Source organism: Cloacibacillus sp., from assembly GCF_020860125.1.
Taxonomy (GTDB): domain Bacteria; phylum Synergistota; class Synergistia; order Synergistales; family Synergistaceae; genus Cloacibacillus.
On record NZ_JAJBUX010000121.1, the window covers coordinates 1 to 17,604 of the forward strand.

At 57.0% G+C, this 17,604-nt stretch carries 20 protein-coding genes and 3 riboswitches; of the genes, 14 read left to right on the plus strand and 6 right to left on the minus strand.

What is annotated here, in order from left to right; translation table 11 throughout:
• On the plus strand, positions 1-498 hold a 498-nt coding region (locus tag LIO98_RS14900; protein WP_291958920.1), incomplete at its 5' end, for an efflux RND transporter periplasmic adaptor subunit.
• Between the two features lie 101 nt (positions 499-599).
• Here LIO98_RS14900 and LIO98_RS14905 read toward each other — a convergent pair.
• Together LIO98_RS14905 and LIO98_RS14910 are read right to left on the minus strand one after the other, a co-directional pair.
• Positions 600-935: a type II toxin-antitoxin system HicB family antitoxin gene (locus tag LIO98_RS14905; protein ID WP_291958921.1), complete on the minus strand. Its 336-nt coding sequence runs from the start codon at positions 933-935 to the stop codon at positions 600-602.
• Positions 932-1,183, minus strand: a complete 252-nt coding sequence (locus LIO98_RS14910) for a type II toxin-antitoxin system HicA family toxin (protein WP_291958922.1) — start codon at positions 1,181-1,183, stop codon at positions 932-934. The genes LIO98_RS14905 and LIO98_RS14910 overlap by 4 nt, the downstream gene beginning before the upstream one ends.
• 150 nt (positions 1,184-1,333) lie before the next feature.
• Positions 1,334-1,468: riboswitch (cobalamin riboswitch) on the plus strand.
• Between the two features lie 86 nt (positions 1,469-1,554).
• Here LIO98_RS14910 and LIO98_RS14915 point away from each other — a divergent pair.
• The 7 genes from LIO98_RS14915 to LIO98_RS14945 are packed head-to-tail and all read left to right on the plus strand — an operon-like array spanning position 1,555 to position 6,722.
• Entirely contained in the window at positions 1,555-2,457 is a 903-nt protein-coding gene (locus LIO98_RS14915) for a helical backbone metal receptor (RefSeq protein ID WP_291958924.1), read from the plus strand.
• Positions 2,454-3,239 carry an ABC transporter ATP-binding protein gene (locus LIO98_RS14920; protein ID WP_291958926.1) on the plus strand — a complete coding sequence of 262 codons (786 nt, stop codon included), beginning with the start codon at positions 2,454-2,456 and terminating at the stop codon, positions 3,237-3,239. Before LIO98_RS14915 ends, LIO98_RS14920 begins: the two co-directional genes overlap by 4 nt.
• On the plus strand, positions 3,239-4,216 hold the full coding sequence (locus LIO98_RS14925; protein ID WP_291958928.1) for an iron ABC transporter permease: 978 nt from the start codon (positions 3,239-3,241) through the stop codon (positions 4,214-4,216). Before LIO98_RS14920 ends, LIO98_RS14925 begins: the two co-directional genes overlap by 1 nt.
• Before the next feature lies 1 nt (position 4,217).
• Positions 4,218-5,003 (plus strand): cobamide remodeling phosphodiesterase CbiR, encoded by a 786-nt coding sequence (gene cbiR / locus LIO98_RS14930; RefSeq protein WP_291958929.1) that lies wholly within the window; start codon positions 4,218-4,220, stop codon positions 5,001-5,003.
• A gap of 6 nt (positions 5,004-5,009) precedes the next feature.
• Positions 5,010-5,642 carry a MotA/TolQ/ExbB proton channel family protein gene (locus LIO98_RS14935; protein ID WP_291958931.1) on the plus strand — a complete coding sequence of 211 codons (633 nt, stop codon included), beginning with the start codon at positions 5,010-5,012 and terminating at the stop codon, positions 5,640-5,642.
• Entirely contained in the window at positions 5,623-6,012 is a 390-nt protein-coding gene (locus tag LIO98_RS14940) for a biopolymer transporter ExbD (protein WP_291958933.1), read from the plus strand. The genes LIO98_RS14935 and LIO98_RS14940 overlap by 20 nt, the downstream gene beginning before the upstream one ends.
• A complete protein-coding gene (locus LIO98_RS14945; RefSeq protein ID WP_291958934.1) occupies positions 6,009-6,722 on the plus strand; it encodes a TonB family protein in 714 nt (237 codons plus the stop codon). The genes LIO98_RS14940 and LIO98_RS14945 overlap by 4 nt, the downstream gene beginning before the upstream one ends.
• Positions 6,723-6,742: 20 nt before the next feature.
• Here LIO98_RS14945 and LIO98_RS14950 read toward each other — a convergent pair whose 3' ends face one another.
• Both LIO98_RS14950 and LIO98_RS14955 read right to left on the minus strand, forming a co-directional pair.
• Complete coding sequence (locus tag LIO98_RS14950) at positions 6,743-7,051, minus strand: type II toxin-antitoxin system RelE/ParE family toxin (protein ID WP_291958936.1); 309 nt, start codon at positions 7,049-7,051, stop codon at positions 6,743-6,745.
• Entirely contained in the window at positions 7,041-7,301 is a 261-nt protein-coding gene (locus tag LIO98_RS14955; protein WP_291958937.1) for a type II toxin-antitoxin system Phd/YefM family antitoxin, read from the minus strand. The genes LIO98_RS14950 and LIO98_RS14955 overlap by 11 nt, the downstream gene beginning before the upstream one ends.
• A 160-nt stretch (positions 7,302-7,461) precedes the next feature.
• Positions 7,462-7,704, plus strand: a riboswitch (cobalamin riboswitch).
• A gap of 134 nt (positions 7,705-7,838) precedes the next feature.
• On the opposite strand from LIO98_RS14955, the gene LIO98_RS14960 reads away from it, so the two are divergent.
• Genes LIO98_RS14960 through LIO98_RS14970 form a run of 3 tightly spaced genes read left to right on the plus strand, consistent with a single transcriptional unit; the run spans position 7,839 to position 9,449 of the window.
• Positions 7,839-8,369 carry a MotA/TolQ/ExbB proton channel family protein gene (locus tag LIO98_RS14960; protein WP_291958938.1) on the plus strand — a complete coding sequence of 177 codons (531 nt, stop codon included), beginning with the start codon at positions 7,839-7,841 and terminating at the stop codon, positions 8,367-8,369.
• A complete protein-coding gene (locus tag LIO98_RS14965) occupies positions 8,350-8,739 on the plus strand; it encodes a biopolymer transporter ExbD (RefSeq protein ID WP_291958933.1) in 390 nt (129 codons plus the stop codon). The genes LIO98_RS14960 and LIO98_RS14965 overlap by 20 nt, the downstream gene beginning before the upstream one ends.
• The gene (locus tag LIO98_RS14970; RefSeq protein ID WP_291958934.1) at positions 8,736-9,449 is read left to right on the plus strand and encodes a TonB family protein; all 714 of its coding nucleotides are present in this window, start codon (positions 8,736-8,738) and stop codon (positions 9,447-9,449) included. The genes LIO98_RS14965 and LIO98_RS14970 overlap by 4 nt, the downstream gene beginning before the upstream one ends.
• Before the next feature lie 20 nt (positions 9,450-9,469).
• Here the strand turns inward: LIO98_RS14970 and LIO98_RS14975 are convergent, their stop codons facing one another.
• Both LIO98_RS14975 and LIO98_RS14980 read right to left on the minus strand, forming a co-directional pair.
• Entirely contained in the window at positions 9,470-9,778 is a 309-nt protein-coding gene (locus LIO98_RS14975) for a type II toxin-antitoxin system RelE/ParE family toxin (protein ID WP_291958936.1), read from the minus strand.
• The gene (locus LIO98_RS14980) at positions 9,768-10,028 is read right to left on the minus strand and encodes a type II toxin-antitoxin system Phd/YefM family antitoxin (protein WP_291958937.1); all 261 of its coding nucleotides are present in this window, start codon (positions 10,026-10,028) and stop codon (positions 9,768-9,770) included. The genes LIO98_RS14975 and LIO98_RS14980 overlap by 11 nt, the downstream gene beginning before the upstream one ends.
• 160 nt (positions 10,029-10,188) lie before the next feature.
• A riboswitch (cobalamin riboswitch) is annotated at positions 10,189-10,431 on the plus strand.
• A gap of 134 nt (positions 10,432-10,565) precedes the next feature.
• Here LIO98_RS14980 and LIO98_RS14985 point away from each other — a divergent pair.
• From LIO98_RS14985 to meaB, 3 genes are read left to right on the plus strand one after another with little or no spacing between them, the layout of a single operon-like run.
• Positions 10,566-12,782: a methylmalonyl-CoA mutase family protein gene (locus LIO98_RS14985; RefSeq protein ID WP_291958939.1), complete on the plus strand. Its 2,217-nt coding sequence runs from the start codon at positions 10,566-10,568 to the stop codon at positions 12,780-12,782.
• A complete protein-coding gene (gene scpA, locus LIO98_RS14990; protein WP_291958940.1) occupies positions 12,783-14,978 on the plus strand; it encodes a methylmalonyl-CoA mutase in 2,196 nt (731 codons plus the stop codon).
• Positions 14,979-14,981: 3 nt separating this feature from the next.
• Complete coding sequence (gene meaB / locus LIO98_RS14995) at positions 14,982-16,121, plus strand: methylmalonyl Co-A mutase-associated GTPase MeaB (RefSeq protein WP_291958942.1); 1,140 nt, start codon at positions 14,982-14,984, stop codon at positions 16,119-16,121.
• The last annotated feature ends 1,483 nt before the right edge of the window (positions 16,122-17,604 follow it).

The window sequence follows — 17,604 nt, forward strand, 5'->3', positions numbered from 1 at the left end:
CCCATTCTCGACATCGCCGACCTGCGCCGGCTGAAGGCGACGCTCAAAGTCCCAGAGTCGAAGATCTTCATCGTCACAAATGGCATGCCGGTGCTGCTCAAGTTTGACGCCCTGCCCGGCGAAACCTTTGAGGGCAGCGTTACGCGCATCGATCAGTACGTAGATCCCGCGACGCGCACCAGCAACGTCGAGATAGCGCTCGACAACGAGAAACAGGCCGGCGGCAGACTTCGCCCTGGCATGTTCGGACAGGCCTTTATCGTGGAAAAACAATTCCGCAACGCCATCACGGTACCCGAGAGCGCACTTCGCAGTAGCGAAAAGGGCTACTACGTCCTGCTGGTCAAAGACGGCAAGGCGGAGATGCGCGAAGTCGAGACCGGCGTCCGGGAAAACTCCCGCGTGCAGATCACCAAAGGGCTGGTCTCCGGCGACGAGGTCATCACCTTCGGCGGCAACAACCTCAACAGCGGCGAAGAGGTTACTGCGCAGAACTGATCTTATTTCTGCCTTCATATTTTGCAAAAGAGCGGGTGCGGCGAGATCGCCGCACCCGCCATGTTCATATAAGGCTATAACATAGCCTCCTTAGTGCAATACTAAAAATTTATCAGACGCGCAATGGCCTCTTCGACCGTTCGATTCAACGTCTGTTTATGAAGCCGCGAAAATATGGCGAGCTGTCTATGCAGTTCCGGCTTGATACGAACATTAAAGCTGCCCTTATATATCTTTTCCGGCTCTTTACCAAGTTCTTTACAGCTTTCGAGATAGTCGTCCACCGCCTCCATGAAATCCTTTTTCAAACACTCCGCGCTGGCCCCTTCAAAGGTCACATGGTCGGCAATCCCCTCTATTCTCCCATGGAATACTTCGTCCGCCGCCGAATACTCCACGCTTCCGTAATAACCTTTATACTCCAGCATATTGTTCATATTATCCCCTCCTCTTTAAGTTCGGCGATCAGCTCTTTTATCTGGTACTCTAACAGCTCTTTTCGCGGGTGTGGCTTATGCATACTGAATATCTTTGTTCCACGATAAAATTTTATTCTCGATCCGCTCGTTTTTCCGCTGTTTGATAATATATATCCATATGCCGCAAGCAAAGTTTGTACTTCCTCAAAAGTAAAGTCCTTTGGCCTGTTTTGAAGCCTTTCCAGCAACTTTTCAATTCTTCCCATCTTCCCACCGCCCGTTTACAGTATAGCGCCGTTTTTAATTTTTGCAACTGAAAAATAGTTGCAATTTATTTTCCCGCCGTCCGCCGCCCTCTGTCTCTCAGTCTCAGGATATTTCACAATACGCCGCACCTTTTAGAAAAAATTCCTCTGATATGTGTTATTATAATAGGCGATTTTTAATAATGAGATCTCCTGCGCAGGGGAATGCGGTGTGACTCCGCAGCGGCCCCGCCACTGTTACCGGCAACGGAAGTCAGGATACCTGCTCGGAGGGACGGATGTTATGCGCGGGCGTTTCTCATCCAGAAGATGAAAGATTTGAAGGGAGCCGCGGGCTCCCTTTTATTTTTATATAAAGGGGTATCGCTCTGTTGAAGTCATTTCTTCGCCTGTTTATATTTCTCTCGCTCGTCTTGATATTTTCCCCCTCGGCGGAGGCCTCTCCCAAGAGGATCGTTTCGCTGACGCCGGTCGGCACCGAGATACTCTTCGCGCTCGGACAGGGGGACAACGTCATCGGCGTTACAAACTACTGCGACTACCCGCCGGAGGCGCTCAAAAAGCCGAAGATCGGCGGCTACGCCGAGGTGAATTTTGAGACGCTGCTCTCCAAAAAGGCCGACCTTCTCGTGCTTCAGGACATGCACCTTCAATTCAAGGACGACCTGAAAAGGCTTAAGATACCCTACGTCATCGTGCGCCAGGAGAGCCTCGGCGACATTTACGATTCGGTCACGGAGCTGGGCAAAGTCTGCGGCGCGCAGAAAAGGGCCGCGGAGCTGACGGCGAAGATGAAGGCCGAAATCGCCGCCGTCCGGGCAAAGGTCAGGGGACTGCCGTCGCCCTCCGTGCTGCTCTGCGTATCCCGCGAACTCTCTGAGGAGCGGATATCCGTCTTCTACGCCGCGGGCGAAAAGACCTTTTACAACGAACTCATCGCCCTCGCGGGGGGAAAGAACGCGCTGACCGGCGAAAAAAGCGGCTATCCCTATCCCAAAATATCGCAGGAGGGACTCGCCGCCCTCAACCCGGAGATAATAATAGACCTCGTCGGTGAGCGCACCTTCTATCACGCGATGGAACATATCGACATGGATAAGGTCTTCAACGAAAAATACCTTAAAGGCCAGTGGCTCGCGGGGACCAAAGTGAGGGCCGTACGCGGCGGGCGTATCGCCGTCCTCGACGGCACCGTCTACCTGCGCCCGGGACCGCGGCTGCCGGAGATACTCAGAGCCTTCGCGAAGGCCATACATCCCGAGGTGAAATGGTGAACCCTCTCATAGAGGTGCGCGGGCTCTCCTATTCCATCGGCGAACGCGCCATCCTCTCCGACATCTCCTTCTCCGTGGCGCGCGGCGGCTTCCTCGCCGTCATCGGCCCCAACGGCGCCGGCAAAAGCACGCTGCTCAAGTGCGTCGGCGGCCTGCGCCCCGGCGCGGCGGGCGAGGTCATGATCGAGGGACGGAGCATCGCTCAGATGACGGAGCGCGAACGGGCGCGGCGCATCGCCTGGCTCCATCAGAACGGCGGCGACACGCTTCCCTTCACCGTCCGCCGATTCGCGATGATGTCGCGTTACCCGTGGCGGCCAGTGCTCAGCGGCGAATCCGAGGAAGACCGCCGCGTTGTGGATGAGGCGCTCGCGCGTGCCGGCGTAGAAGGACTCGCGGAACGCAGCCTCGACACCCTCTCCGGCGGCGAACGCCAGCGGGCGCTGCTGGCCGCCGCGCTCGCGCAGGGCACGGACATCCTCTTTCTCGACGAGCCGACAAGTTTTCTCGACTACCGCCAGCAGGTGGAGATGATGGCGCTCGTGGAGGGGATAAACAGGGAGGGTATGACGGTGCTCATGGTGACCCATGACATAAACCTCGCGCTTCACGGAAGCGGCGGCATCCTCGCGATAAAAGATGGCCGCGCGCGCTGGCACGGGACGACGGACAATCTGCTCGGCGGCTCCGCGCTCGCCGATATCTTTGACACGGAATTTGAATTCTTCCGCCGCGGGGAACAGCGGCGTCCCTACGCGGTGCCAAGGGGGTTTGTCTCCTGATGAATAAAAAAATATTCCTGCTGCTCCTGCTCTCCGCCGCCGTCGTCTGCGCCGCCCCATTCGTCGGCGCGCACGCCCTATCCCCCGCGGATATCTTTGGCGGCGCGGACAGCGCCGCGGCGCAGATACTATGGGAGCTCCGCCTGCCGCGCGTGCTGCTCGGCTGGCTCATCGGCGCCACCCTAGCCGTCTGCGGGCTCATCTTCCAGGCGCTCTTCAGAAACCCGCTCGCCTCGCCCGACATGCTCGGCGTCTCCATGGGCGCGGCCTTCGGCGCGGTGCTATACATACGCCTCGGCCTCACCCTCTCCCTCTTCGGACTCATCCAGGGCATCTCCCTGGCGGCCTTCGGCGGAGCCTTTCTCGCGATAATGGCGCTCTACCTGGCCGGCAGCCTGCGGCGGGGCGGGATGTCGCTCGCCTCCCTGCTGCTCGCGGGCGTCGCGCTTAACTTCCTCTTCGGCAGCCTCAACATGATCATCCAATACAGCGGCGGCTACACAGACACCTTCCGTATGATGCGCTGGACGATGGGCGGCCTGCAGACCGTCGGCTTCGTCTCCTCGCTGGCCTCCCTGCCGGGGCTCGTCCTCATCCTGCTAATCGGCTGGCTCACGGGTCCGCAGCTCGACCTCTTCGTCTGCGGCGAAGAGATGGCCGCGAGCCGCGGCGTCTCGGTGAAAGGGCTGCGCAAGCTGCTCTTCCTCTCCGTATCCCTCGTCGTGGGCGTCAGCGTGGCGCTCAGCGGCCCCATCGGTTTCGTCGGCCTCATGTGCCCGCATATCTGCCGCCGCATCACCGGCAGCGCACACCGCGAGCTGACCGTCGCCTGCGCGCTCTTCGGCGGAGCCTTCCTCGTGCTCTGCGACACCGCGGCGCGCCTCCTATGGTCGCCGGCGGAGATACCGGTGGGGATAATCACCTCCTGCCTCGGTTCAATATTCTTCCTCTGGCTGCTCATAAAGGGGGGACGCTGAGATGAGAAGACTCCGCTTCCCCGGCGTCAGGCTCGGCGGCACCTCATGGGTCGTCGAGGGCAGCTTCGCCGACAACCTGCGGGAGCTCTCGCGCGAGACGCAGGACATGCAGTTCGTGCTCTTCGACAGCCAATACGGCTCCAATATACCGTCTAAAGAAGAGGTAGCCCGGCTCGCGGAGCTGAAAGAGGAGCTGGGAATGAGCTGTATCGTCCACTTTCCCCACGACATCTGCCTCTCGCCGGAGGCGGCGGAACGCAGACGCTGTGAGGACTCCTGCCTGCGTATGATGGAGCTCTTCGCGCCGCTCGCTCCCTTCGCCTGGATACTCCACCTCGACGGCGAGCAATACGGCGCCTATCCCAGCGCCGACATGGAGGGCTGGCTTGAAAAGACACGCCGCTCCGTAGAACGGCTCGCCGCCGCGGCGCGTGACAAAAGCGAAATTTGCGCCGAGACGCTGGACTATAACTTCCGCTTCGTCTATCCTCTGGTCGTCGAACAGGGCCTCTCCGTCTGCCTCGACATCGGCCATCTCGTGCGCTACGGCCACCCCGTGCTCGAACAGATGGAGAGCTATCTGCCCCGGACTCGCGTGATCCATATCCACGGCGTAAAACCGGACGGCACCGACCATCAGGACATGAGCTGGTTCGATCCAACGCTTTTCCGTGAGGTGATAAAAAGGCTCGGCGCCGACGGCAGAGAGCGTGTGATGACGCTCGAAGTCTTTGAAGACAACTATGAAAAATCTTTGGCAGCAATAGAAAAAATGATGGGAGCGTAATAAAACATGCTGGATTACATGAATCAGGGCGGAAGCATCATGTGGATAATCGGCGCGCTGTCGCTTATCGCGGCGGCGATCGCGGTGGAGCGGATCATCTTCTTCCACAAAGCCGCCACCGATCCCGAAAAGCTGGAGGCGGCCTTCGGCAAGGCCGTAGCCGAGGGCGACGTCAAAGAGGCCTGGCGCGTGGCCGAATCCTCCGACAGCTCTATGAACCGCCTCTTTAAGGTATCGCTCGCCCACTGGAATATCGGCACGGAGGACATGAAACTCCTCACGGAACAGCAGATACGCCGCGAGATCTACCGCTGGGAAAAACACATCTACATACTGGAGATGATCGGTAAGATCGCGCCGCTGCTCGGGCTGCTCGGCACCGTGCTCGGTATGGTCGAGATGTTCCAGTCGCTGCACCTCGGCGGACAGATAAGCGCCGCCGCCGTCACCGGCGGCATCTGGAAGGCGCTCTTCACCACCGTCGCCGGCCTCACGGTGGCCATCCCGACGATATTCGTCTGCGGCCTGCTCAACTCGCGCATCGACAGCGAGGACGAAACTCTGCGCAGAGGCGCTGACTTCCTCCTGCGCGAACACATAGCCGCTGGCGGCGGTAAAGATGGCGGGACGCAGAAATAGACGCCACGCGGAGATAGACATCACTCCGCTCATCGACGTCCTCTTCATGCTCATCATCTTCTTCGTCCTCACGGCCTCCTTCGTGCAGGGCAAGCTCGACGTACAGCTCCCCTCCGGCGAGGGAAGCTCCGCCGACATGCAGGGGGCGGTGTTCGTCACCGTCGCCGCCAACCGGAAGATATTCTGGAACGGACGGGAAGTTACGAGGGAAGAGCTCAAAAAACTCGCCTCCGCCGCGAACGGCCGTGAAATGCTCGTCGCGGGAGACGAAAAAGTCCCCTACGGCGAAGTCGCCGCGCTGCTCTCGCTGCTGCGTAAAGAGGGCATCACCTCCGCCGGCCTCATGCTCTCGGGAGAGGGAGCACAATGACATTTCTCTCCGGCGAACGCGGAAGATGGGCGGCGGCGCTGCTGATATCCCTGCTGCTGCACTGCGCCCTGATATTCATCTTCGGCGGCGCGAAGGCCGAAAAAAAGCCGGAACCGGTAATGAACGTGAAACTCGTATTCGCCCCCGCCGCCGCGGGTAATAAGGGCGGCGGCTCCGGCGGCGGAAAGACTGTGGAAAAGAAAGTGCCGCAGCCTAAAAAAGAACAGGCAGTAAAGCCGGTATCCAAACAGCCCACAGTGAAAAAGAAAAAAGAGGCCCCCATAAAAGAGATCTCCGCGCGCCCCGCGGAGAACAAAGAGACGGCTGCCAACGCTCCCGCCGAAACGGCGGCGGCCACAGACGGCGCGGAAGAGGGAAACGGAACGGACGGCGGAAGCGGCACAGGCGGCGGCGGCACGGGGGCGGGCTCCGGTTCAGGAGAAGAGGGCGGTATCGCCGACGTCAATTCGCTTGAAGTGACACACAAGGTACTGCCGGACTACCCCGCCTTCTCACGCAAACGCAAAGAGGAGGGCACCGCCGTGATAATCGCCGCCGTGGAAAATGGCCGCGTGCAAAGCGTTGAGATAGAAAAGACAAGCGGCTACGACCGTCTGGACAACTCCGCGCTGCGCGCGGTCAGAGGGTGGCGCTTCCGCCACGAAGGACGCATACGTGTAAGGATACCATTTGTATTTAAAATAAGATAACCGTATCTTAATTATTTAAGCTATATAATATCAGCGTAGCTGTGCCTGCCATAAAATACCCGTAAAATAATGGCGGTGTCATCTCCATAGAGACGGTATAAAACGATATAGTTATCGACAGCCGCCTTACGATATCCTTTAGACGACAAGAAAACATCTTCACAAAGGGGATACAACCTCGGATTGGATAATACTTTCCCGTAACAAGCTTCAAGTTTGGAGATAAAAGAGCTCGCCGCCGCCGGGCTTTGCAGATAGTTGACCATATAGCCGATGATCCCGTCAATATCATCCTCCGCGTCTTCGGCTATCAAAAGCCTACAAGCCATATTTCGACCTCGCGGCATCCAGTGATTTAAGCGCCTCTTTTACCCGCCCTTCGGCGATCGATTTTTCGGCCTCGCTGATTTTTCGATATACCATACTCATGTAGTCATATTTTTCATAAGTTTCCACACTCATAATGACCATGTCCCCATAGCCATTTTTCGTGATGAAAATAGGCTCGGAAGCGCTTTTGCACATCTCTGAAATCTCGCTTGTCTTCTTCAGCTCACTGATCGGGATAATTCTCGGCACCTTATTCTCTCCTTTAAATACCATATTTATGGTATAACTATACTATATAAATATAATAATTAAGCATGCTATCCTAAAAATAATGACACGAGAATACCGGTAAAATATTCACAAATGTCAGATAAAAGAAAAATATTGACGAAAGCCCCGCATTGAGCGTATCATAAACTCGAAATCAAATAGTGATGCAGATGCTCGGGAATCAGGTGCAAATCCTGAACGGCCCCGCCACTGTAACCGCGACGAAACCGCGACGCCACTGAGAACATCGTTCTCGGGAAGGCGCGGATAGGCGGCGAAGCAGCGAGAAACAAGCTGTGTAAGCGCCTATGCAGAGCAGAATCTATGCTTTGCAGGAGGATGAACGGAAGCCAGGAGACCGGTTTGCATGGAAGTTGTGGCAATCTCTGCGCGGGCGGAGGTTGTCAGGTGCGTTTAGAGACATGCTATCTATCCGTCGACAACTTTTGCAAGACCGCCCGCGCGCGGTCTTTTTTTATTGCCCGCGCAAACTTTATCCAGAAGGGAAGCAGTAATATGAACGAAACAGAGGTGAAAATGAGCGGATTTCCGCCGGTCTCCTTTGAAGAGTTTTCCGTTCCCACGCGCGAAGAGTGGTACAACGAGGCTGTGGCGGCTCTCAAAGGCGCGCCCTTTGACAAAAGGATGTTCACGCCGACCTACGAAGGCATCACCCTCGAACTCCTCACGGAACAGCAGATACGCCGCGAGATCTACCGCTGGGAAAAACACATCTACATACTGGAGATGATCGGTAAGATCGCGCCGCTGCTCGGGCTGCTCGGCACCGTGCTCGGTATGGTCGAGATGTTCCAGTCGCTGCACCTCGGCGGACAGATAAGCGCCGCCGCCGTCACCGGCGGCATCTGGAAGGCGCTCTTCACCACCGTCGCCGGCCTCACGGTGGCCATCCCGACGATATTCGTCTGCGGCCTGCTCAACTCGCGCATCGACAGCGAGGACGAAACTCTGCGCAGAGGCGCTGACTTCCTCCTGCGCGAACACATAGCCGCTGGCGGCGGTAAAGATGGCGGGACGCAGAAATAGACGCCACGCGGAGATAGACATCACTCCGCTCATCGACGTCCTCTTCATGCTCATCATCTTCTTCGTCCTCACGGCCTCCTTCGTGCAGGGCAAGCTCGACGTACAGCTCCCCTCCGGCGAGGGAAGCTCCGCCGACATGCAGGGGGCGGTGTTCGTCACCGTCGCCGCCAACCGGAAGATATTCTGGAACGGACGGGAAGTTACGAGGGAAGAGCTCAAAAAACTCGCCTCCGCCGCGAACGGCCGTGAAATGCTCGTCGCGGGAGACGAAAAAGTCCCCTACGGCGAAGTCGCCGCGCTGCTCTCGCTGCTGCGTAAAGAGGGCATCACCTCCGCCGGCCTCATGCTCTCGGGAGAGGGAGCACAATGACATTTCTCTCCGGCGAACGCGGAAGATGGGCGGCGGCGCTGCTGATATCCCTGCTGCTGCACTGCGCCCTGATATTCATCTTCGGCGGCGCGAAGGCCGAAAAAAAGCCGGAACCGGTAATGAACGTGAAACTCGTATTCGCCCCCGCCGCCGCGGGTAATAAGGGCGGCGGCTCCGGCGGCGGAAAGACTGTGGAAAAGAAAGTGCCGCAGCCTAAAAAAGAACAGGCAGTAAAGCCGGTATCCAAACAGCCCACAGTGAAAAAGAAAAAAGAGGCCCCCATAAAAGAGATCTCCGCGCGCCCCGCGGAGAACAAAGAGACGGCTGCCAACGCTCCCGCCGAAACGGCGGCGGCCACAGACGGCGCGGAAGAGGGAAACGGAACGGACGGCGGAAGCGGCACAGGCGGCGGCGGCACGGGGGCGGGCTCCGGTTCAGGAGAAGAGGGCGGTATCGCCGACGTCAATTCGCTTGAAGTGACACACAAGGTACTGCCGGACTACCCCGCCTTCTCACGCAAACGCAAAGAGGAGGGCACCGCCGTGATAATCGCCGCCGTGGAAAATGGCCGCGTGCAAAGCGTTGAGATAGAAAAGACAAGCGGCTACGACCGTCTGGACAACTCCGCGCTGCGCGCGGTCAGAGGGTGGCGCTTCCGCCACGAAGGACGCATACGTGTAAGGATACCATTTGTATTTAAAATAAGATAACCGTATCTTAATTATTTAAGCTATATAATATCAGCGTAGCTGTGCCTGCCATAAAATACCCGTAAAATAATGGCGGTGTCATCTCCATAGAGACGGTATAAAACGATATAGTTATCGACAGCCGCCTTACGATATCCTTTAGACGACAAGAAAACATCTTCACAAAGGGGATACAACCTCGGATTGGATAATACTTTCCCGTAACAAGCTTCAAGTTTGGAGATAAAAGAGCTCGCCGCCGCCGGGCTTTGCAGATAGTTGACCATATAGCCGATGATCCCGTCAATATCATCCTCCGCGTCTTCGGCTATCAAAAGCCTACAAGCCATATTTCGACCTCGCGGCATCCAGTGATTTAAGCGCCTCTTTTACCCGCCCTTCGGCGATCGATTTTTCGGCCTCGCTGATTTTTCGATATACCATACTCATGTAGTCATATTTTTCATAAGTTTCCACACTCATAATGACCATGTCCCCATAGCCATTTTTCGTGATGAAAATAGGCTCGGAAGCGCTTTTGCACATCTCTGAAATCTCGCTTGTCTTCTTCAGCTCACTGATCGGGATAATTCTCGGCACCTTATTCTCTCCTTTAAATACCATATTTATGGTATAACTATACTATATAAATATAATAATTAAGCATGCTATCCTAAAAATAATGACACGAGAATACCGGTAAAATATTCACAAATGTCAGATAAAAGAAAAATATTGACGAAAGCCCCGCATTGAGCGTATCATAAACTCGAAATCAAATAGTGATGCAGATGCTCGGGAATCAGGTGCAAATCCTGAACGGCCCCGCCACTGTAACCGCGACGAAACCGCGACGCCACTGAGAACATCGTTCTCGGGAAGGCGCGGATAGGCGGCGAAGCAGCGAGAAACAAGCTGTGTAAGCGCCTATGCAGAGCAGAATCTATGCTTTGCAGGAGGATGAACGGAAGCCAGGAGACCGGTTTGCATGGAAGTTGTGGCAATCTCTGCGCGGGCGGAGGTTGTCAGGTGCGTTTAGAGACATGCTATCTATCCGTCGACAACTTTTGCAAGACCGCCCGCGCGCGGTCTTTTTTTATTGCCCGCGCAAACTTTATCCAGAAGGGAAGCAGTAATATGAACGAAACAGAGGTGAAAATGAGCGGATTTCCGCCGGTCTCCTTTGAAGAGTTTTCCGTTCCCACGCGCGAAGAGTGGTACAACGAGGCTGTGGCGGCTCTCAAAGGCGCGCCCTTTGACAAAAGGATGTTCACGCCGACCTACGAAGGCATCACCCTCGAACCGATCTATACTCTCGCCGACAACGAGGAGCTGCTCGACATCGGCGGCATGCCCGGCGAAGCGCCCTTCCTGCGCGGGACGAAAAGCTCCGGCTACATCGCCGAGCCGTGGAAGATCGCCCAGAGCGCTTCGGACGTACTGCCGAAAGAGGCCAACGAGGTCGTGAAGAACGAACTGGCAAAGGGCGCTACCATCCTGCATTTCGAGCTTGACGAATGCACAAAGCTCGGACGCGACCCCGACCCGGAACTCTTTAAGGGCGACTACCGCGGACTTTCGCTGACGACGCTCCACGACGCCGATGAAATGCTTAAGGGTCTTGATTACACGAAGGTGCCGCTTCACATCTACGCCGGAGCCTCCGCCGTTTCGGTGCTGGGACTGGTAGCGGCGCAGGCCAAAGCTATGGGCGCGAAAGAAAGCCTCAAAGAGGCCAAAGGCTGCGTCGGCACCGATCCGCTGGGAGAGCTGGCCGAGCGCGGGACTCTCCCGCTGCCGATCGACGAACTATATGACGAGATGGCTCTCGCCATAAAATGGGCGCAGAAAAACGCTCCTCAGATCAAAACGATACTGGTTCGCGGCGACGTCTACCATAACGGCGGCGCGAGCGCCACACAGGAGACCGCCTACGCGATGAGCGCGGCGATCGCCTACATCCGGGCGATGCGCCACCGCGGCATTGAGCCGGAAATCACCATGTCGCACATAAAATTCAGCTTCTCCCTGGGCACAAACTTCTTTATGGAGATCGCCCGCATCAGGGGCGCGCGCACCGTCTGGTCGCAGATCGCCGAGGCCTTCGGCGCCGACGCCGACGAGTACGGAAAGATAGACATCATCGCGCGTACCTCGCACTTCACCTCTACCGTATACGACCCCTACGTCAACATTCTCAGGGCGACCACCCAGGCCTTTTCCGGCGCGGTCGGCGGCGTCGGCGCGATGCAGATCAGCTGCTTCGACGACGCGGTCCGTCCGAGCGGAGAGATTGCGAGACGCATCGCGCGCAACATTCAGGTAATGCTCCAGACAGAGTTCGACATGCTCCAGCCCGTCGACCCGGCGGGCGGCTCGTGGTATGTCGAGCGTCTCACGGCGCAGTGCGCCGCTGCCGTCTGGGCGCTCCTCCAGGAGGTGGACGCCGAGGGCGGTATGTATCCCGCGCTGAAAAAGGGCGTCATTCAGGGCGGGATAGAAAAAATATTCAAGAGCCGCCTCAAAAACCTCGCCTTCCGCAAAGACAGGGCCGTCGGTACAAATATGTACCCCAACATTCTTGAGAAACCGCTCGAAAACATGTTCCCCCGCGGAGAAAAACTCTGCCGCGAAAGGAAAGAGGCCGTCGCCAAATTCCGTGAACTGACGGACGAACAGCATGCCGCGGAATCCCTCGAAAAAATCATGGAGAACATCCACGAGGGCGACGCGAAATTTCTCGACGCCGTCATCGAAGCCTTCATGGTGGGCGCCACCGTCGGCGAAGTGAGAAAGGCGCTCAACGACAGCTTTGAGGGCGAAGAGAGCGTAAAGGCGATCGGGACGCACCGCTGGACCGAACAGATCGAGGCCCTGAGAAAGGCCTCCGAAGAGTTCAGCGAACGCACCGGCAAAACCATCCGCGTATTCCTCGCGAACATGGGGCCGATACCGCAGCACAAGGCGCGGGCCGACTTCAGCGCCGGTTTCATGGAGGTCGCGCACTTTGAGGTGCTGAGAAACAACGGCTTCCCCACGCCGGAAGAGGCCGTCAAGGCCGCCGTCGAATCGGAGGCCGAGGTGGCCGTCATCTGCTCCACCGACGACTCCTACCCGGAACTGGTACCGCCCGTGGCGCGCGGCATCAAAGCCGCCCGTCCGGAAATGCGTCTGCTGCTCGCGGGCGCGCCGGCCGCGGAATACAAAGATTCATATATCGAAGCCGGCGTGGACGACTTTATCCACGTCAGGGCCAACTGCTACGAAATACTCAAATCGATACAGGAAAAGGCGATAAAGGCCTCCGGCTGCCCGGCGGCGGACGAAAATCCTCGTAAAGGGGAGGGACTCTAAATGTCATCTTCAAATCCCGATTTCACAAAGATCCCTCTGAACATGGAACCCAAAAGGGCCATTAGCTATGAGGAATGGAAGAAAAAGGTCGAAAAAGAGACCGGAAAATCATTTGAAAGCCTGCTGCACCGCACAATGGAACAGATCGAAGTCGCCCCGCTCTACACCAAGTCCTGCTACGAGGGCATGAACCATCTCAGCTACACGGCGGGGCTGCCGCCCTTCCTGCGCGGCCCCTACCCCACCATGTACGTCACACGCCCCTGGACCGTGCGTCAGTACGCGGGCTTCTCCACCGCCGAAGAAAGCAACGCCTTCTACCGCCGCAACCTCGCCGCGGGACAGAAGGGGCTCTCCATCGCCTTTGACCTCGCGACACACCGCGGCTACGACTCCGATCATCCGCGCGTCGTCGGAGACGTCGGAAAGGCGGGCGTCGCCGTCGACTCCATCCTCGACATGGAGATACTCTTCTCCGGCATACCGCTCGGGCAGATGTCCGTCTCCATGACGATGAACGGCGCGGTCCTTCCCGTCCTCGCCTTCTACATCGTCGCGGCCGAGGAACAGGGCGTCGACAAATCGGTGCTCTCCGGCACCATCCAGAACGACATCCTGAAAGAATTCATGGTCCGCAACACCTACATATACCCGCCGGCGCCGTCGATGAGGATCATCGGCGACATCTTCGCCTACACCTCGCGGAACATGCCGAAATTCAACAGCATAAGCATCTCCGGCTACCACATGCAGGAGGCGGGAGCGACGGCGGACATCGAGCTCGGCTACACGCTCGCCGACGGACTTGAATACATCCGCACCGGACAGGCGGCGGGACTCGGCGTCGACGACTTCGCGCCGCGCCTCTCCTTCTTCTGGGCGATCGGCAAAAACTACTTCATGGAAGTGGCGAAAATGCGCGCCGGACGTATGCTCTGGGCCAAGATCGTCAAACAGTTCGGCCCTAAAAAGGCCAAATCCATGGCCCTGCGTACCCACTCGCAGACCTCGGGCTGGAGCCTTACGGCACAGGACCCCTTCAACAACGTCGCGCGCACCTGCGTCGAGGCGATGGCGGCAGCCCTCGGCCACACACAGTCGCTCCACACCAACGCCCTCGACGAAGCCATCGCGCTGCCGACCGACTTCTCGGCCCGTATCGCGCGAAACACCCAGCTCTACATCCAGGACGAGACCAGCGTCTGCAAAGTCATCGACCCGTGGGGCGGCTCCTACTACGTCGAGGCGCTCACCGACGAGCTCATCCGCCGCGCCTGGGGCCACATCCAGGAGGTCGAGGCCCTCGGCGGCATGTCCAAGGCCATCGAAACCGGACTGCCGAAGATGCGCATCGAAGAGGCGGCGGCGCGCCGCCAGGCCCGCATCGACTCCGGCAGTGAAAAGATCATCGGCGTCAACGCCCTGCAGCTCGAACAGGAAGACCCCATCGACATCCTTGAAGTCGACAACAGCGCCGTGCGTGATGCGCAGATAGCGCGGCTCGCGAAACTGCGCGCCAACAGGAACCAGGAAGAGGTCGACAGATGGCTTGCGGCCATAACCAGATCGCTTGAAACGGGAGAGGGGAACCTCCTCGAATTTGCCGTCGAAGCGGCGCGCGCACGCGCCAGCCTCGGCGAAATATCCGACGCCGTGGAAAAGGCGTCGGGAAGGCACAAAGCCGTCATCCGTTCGATCTCGGGCATCTACAGCAGCGAATTCGCGGAAGAGGAGATCATCGAAGAGGTCCGCAGAATGACCGACGAATTTGAAGAACGCGAAGGCCGCCGTCCGCGCATCATGGTCGCCAAAATGGGACAGGACGGACACGACCGCGGCGCGAAGGTGGTCGCCACCGCCTACGCCGACATGGGCTTCGACGTGGACATCGGACCTCTCTTCCAGACGCCGGAAGAGACCGCGCAGGACGCGGCCGACAACGACGTCCACATCGTAGGCATGAGCTCACTCGCCGCGGGGCACAAGACACTGCTGCCCCAGCTCGTCGAGGAACTTGAAAAACACGGGCGCGGAGACATCATGGTCGTCGCCGGCGGCGTCATCCCGGCACAGGACTATCAGTTCCTCTACGACCACGGAGCGGCCTGCATCTTCGGTCCCGGAACGGTGATACCGGCGGCGGCCAAGGAGATGCTCGAAAAACTCAACGAGCGCCTCGCGGCAGCCCACGTCTGAGCTATGCGGGAAAACCTTCGTCCGGACTGGCAGCCGGAAGACGCTGGTGCGGAATTTGCCTGCTCCGTGATGCCCGGCGTGTCGCTCGCGAGCGGCCACAACGCGGCGGCGCGCGGCGCCGCGCCTGCAAAGGCGAGGACCGCGCTGACGGCGGAGGACTACGCGCAGGGAATACTGGCCGGCGACCGCGTCATACTCTCCCGGGCGATAACCGTGATCGAGAGCAACGCGCCGAAACACTTTGAACTCGGCCAGGAGATAATACAGAAGATACTGCCTCACAGCGGCAAAGCGATGAGGGTAGGGATAACGGGCGTGCCGGGTGCGGGAAAAAGCACCTTTATCGAAGCATTCGGCACCTACCTCTGCGGCGAGGGACTCAAAGTTGCGGTCCTCGCCGTGGACCCCTCCAGTTCGCTCTCAAGGGGCAGCATCCTCGGGGACAAGACGCGCATGGAAAACCTCACGCGGGAGAAAAACGCCTTTATTCGCCCCTCCCCCTCCGGCGGGTCGCTCGGCGGCGTCACCAGAAAAAGCCGCGAAACGATGCTGCTTTGCGAAGCTGCCGGATACGACGCCGTTCTCGTTGAGACCGTCGGCGTGGGACAGAGCGAGACCATGGTGCGTTCGATGGTCGATTACTTCCTCGTCGTCGTCATAACCGGCGCGGGGGACGACCTACAGGGCATAAAAAAGGGAATCATAGAGCTCGCCGACAGCATTCTGGTAAACAAGGCCGACGGCGACAACAAAATGAAGGCGATGATGGCGCGGGCCGACTACGACCAGATCCTCCACTACCTGCGCCCAGCCACCGAAGGCTGGAAGACAAAAGCCTACACCTGCTCCTCCATAACGGGAGAGGGCATAGCGGATATGTGGGGCGTTATAAAAGATTTCCGGGATAACGTGACAGCCTCGGGAGTCTTTTCTAAGCGACGTAAAGAACAGACCATCGAATGGGTCCGCGCGATGACGGCGGAGTACCTGCAAAACAAGATCGCGCAGAACGCGGAACTCACGAAATGCAGAGAAGACATTGAAAGGAAGGTGATCGAGGGAGTAATTACCCCTACAGTAGCAGCGAAGGCGGTGATCGGCTCCATGGAGAGACTGCTTTTCACGGGAACAAACGAAACATAGGCACCACAAAAAACCACACACACAAAAAGCACATTCCGCCGCGGCGAGGCGGGGCCGCACACTCCGCCCCGCCACGGTGACCACTTAACTTAGCTATCTTGATGAGATATGCGCAGTATCTCATCTTTTCAGATAGAGTCATCTCTTCAGCAGCGGCCTCCAGTCTCGTCAACCGGAGGCCGTCTTATAAAACAAAGACGGCGCGCTGAGAAAACCGGGACGTCAATACTAAAAAATGGAACCGGCCGTCAAACCACCGGCACAGGGACCACAAACACGAACCATCCGGCCCCACCCTTACAGTGAAAGCGCGTCAATAACCGGCAATACCATAGTTTCCCGCCGCCCCCGCGGCGGGGAAGTTTCTCCTCCGCAAATCAGAGGCCGGAGATATCCGGCCTCTGATTATTTTTATTCTTTCGTTCGTCAGTCGTTAATATATAAAAGCTGTCAATATTCAGGCCAATATTCTAAAACTCGGAAAATCGAAAAACATTCACCATCCCCTGCGCCACACCTCTACAATCTCATATATCCTCTACGCCGTTTTACGGATTTTGCCCGCGCCGGTTTTTGTTTGCTGCACTATTTGCGTTTTCTTCCAAAGCCGCTTATAGCAAGAAAAAATAACTTGCCGTACCCTTTTTTATCTCTCTTTTTCCTTACTTTACGACAATAATTTATAGGCAAAGTGAACAAGCCAATTTACAGGCTCAGTATATTCTACCAATTTATTTTAAGTATTTTATGTAATTACTACGTAATATTACCTAAAATTTTATTTTACCTTTTTTAATAAGAAATATAGACTGATTCTGTATTGACAGGGATATTACATATGGATATACTGCATAATAGAATGATTACTAAATAAAAAAATTGGTAACTTTTAATTTTTGTTTAGCAAGAATCAGCAATAACAGAAACAGCCTCTGCCGCAGTATTCAGGACGAGAGTACATCATGTTGCAGCTGCTAAATATTGGAAGGAGAGAACCGACGGGCCTTCCACTGATGGTATTTTGCCTTTTGGAGAACGGATGGCACAGCGGCGGATTTCACGCCTCAGGAAGAAAACTGTGCCGTTGCCTTTCTGAGTATATATATTCTGTCCGTCTATTTTTCGTGTCATCCCCGCCCGTCATCTATTCTTCTCCGCCGGCTTCCGTTTCGCCGCCGGCGGTACTCTCGTCCCTTTCGAAAATAGCGCGGCCAACAACGCCGCCGAAGGGGGACGGGGCGACTCCCCTTTCACGGCGCGGCCGTTATCTCACGGCGGAAACTTAGAGGGGAGGGATCGGCCAAGAACGGATTTTTCAAAGCTGCCACGCAGCCGCGAAGGTGCATTTTCAAGACATATCAATTCAGGAGGGATAAAAAGATGAAAACAAAAACTACGGACCGTCTCCGTAAAGGAATATCGCCGGCAGCGCTCTTATGTTCTCTCGCCTTAATATTTACGCCTGCGGCCACCTCGGCGGACC

Excerpts from the sequence above, each read along its gene's own strand:
- LIO98_RS14905 (WP_291958921.1), bottom strand. The coding sequence starts at position 935 with ATGAACAATATGCTGGAGTATAAAGGTTATTACGGAAGCGTGGAGTAT.
- LIO98_RS14910 (WP_291958922.1), bottom strand. The coding sequence starts at position 1,183 with ATGGGAAGAATTGAAAAGTTGCTGGAAAGGCTTCAAAACAGGCCAAAG.
- LIO98_RS14925 (WP_291958928.1), top strand. The coding sequence starts at position 3,239 with ATGAATAAAAAAATATTCCTGCTGCTCCTGCTCTCCGCCGCCGTCGTC.
- cbiR (WP_291958929.1), top strand. The coding sequence starts at position 4,218 with ATGAGAAGACTCCGCTTCCCCGGCGTCAGGCTCGGCGGCACCTCATGG.
- LIO98_RS14935 (WP_291958931.1), top strand. The coding sequence starts at position 5,010 with ATGCTGGATTACATGAATCAGGGCGGAAGCATCATGTGGATAATCGGC.
- LIO98_RS14940 (WP_291958933.1), top strand. The coding sequence starts at position 5,623 with ATGGCGGGACGCAGAAATAGACGCCACGCGGAGATAGACATCACTCCG.
- LIO98_RS14945 (WP_291958934.1), top strand. The coding sequence starts at position 6,009 with ATGACATTTCTCTCCGGCGAACGCGGAAGATGGGCGGCGGCGCTGCTG.
- LIO98_RS14950 (WP_291958936.1), bottom strand. The coding sequence starts at position 7,051 with ATGGCTTGTAGGCTTTTGATAGCCGAAGACGCGGAGGATGATATTGAC.
- LIO98_RS14960 (WP_291958938.1), top strand. The coding sequence starts at position 7,839 with ATGAACGAAACAGAGGTGAAAATGAGCGGATTTCCGCCGGTCTCCTTT.
- LIO98_RS14965 (WP_291958933.1), top strand. The coding sequence starts at position 8,350 with ATGGCGGGACGCAGAAATAGACGCCACGCGGAGATAGACATCACTCCG.
- LIO98_RS14970 (WP_291958934.1), top strand. The coding sequence starts at position 8,736 with ATGACATTTCTCTCCGGCGAACGCGGAAGATGGGCGGCGGCGCTGCTG.
- LIO98_RS14975 (WP_291958936.1), bottom strand. The coding sequence starts at position 9,778 with ATGGCTTGTAGGCTTTTGATAGCCGAAGACGCGGAGGATGATATTGAC.
- LIO98_RS14985 (WP_291958939.1), top strand. The coding sequence starts at position 10,566 with ATGAACGAAACAGAGGTGAAAATGAGCGGATTTCCGCCGGTCTCCTTT.
- scpA (WP_291958940.1), top strand. The coding sequence starts at position 12,783 with ATGTCATCTTCAAATCCCGATTTCACAAAGATCCCTCTGAACATGGAA.
- meaB (WP_291958942.1), top strand. The coding sequence starts at position 14,982 with ATGCGGGAAAACCTTCGTCCGGACTGGCAGCCGGAAGACGCTGGTGCG.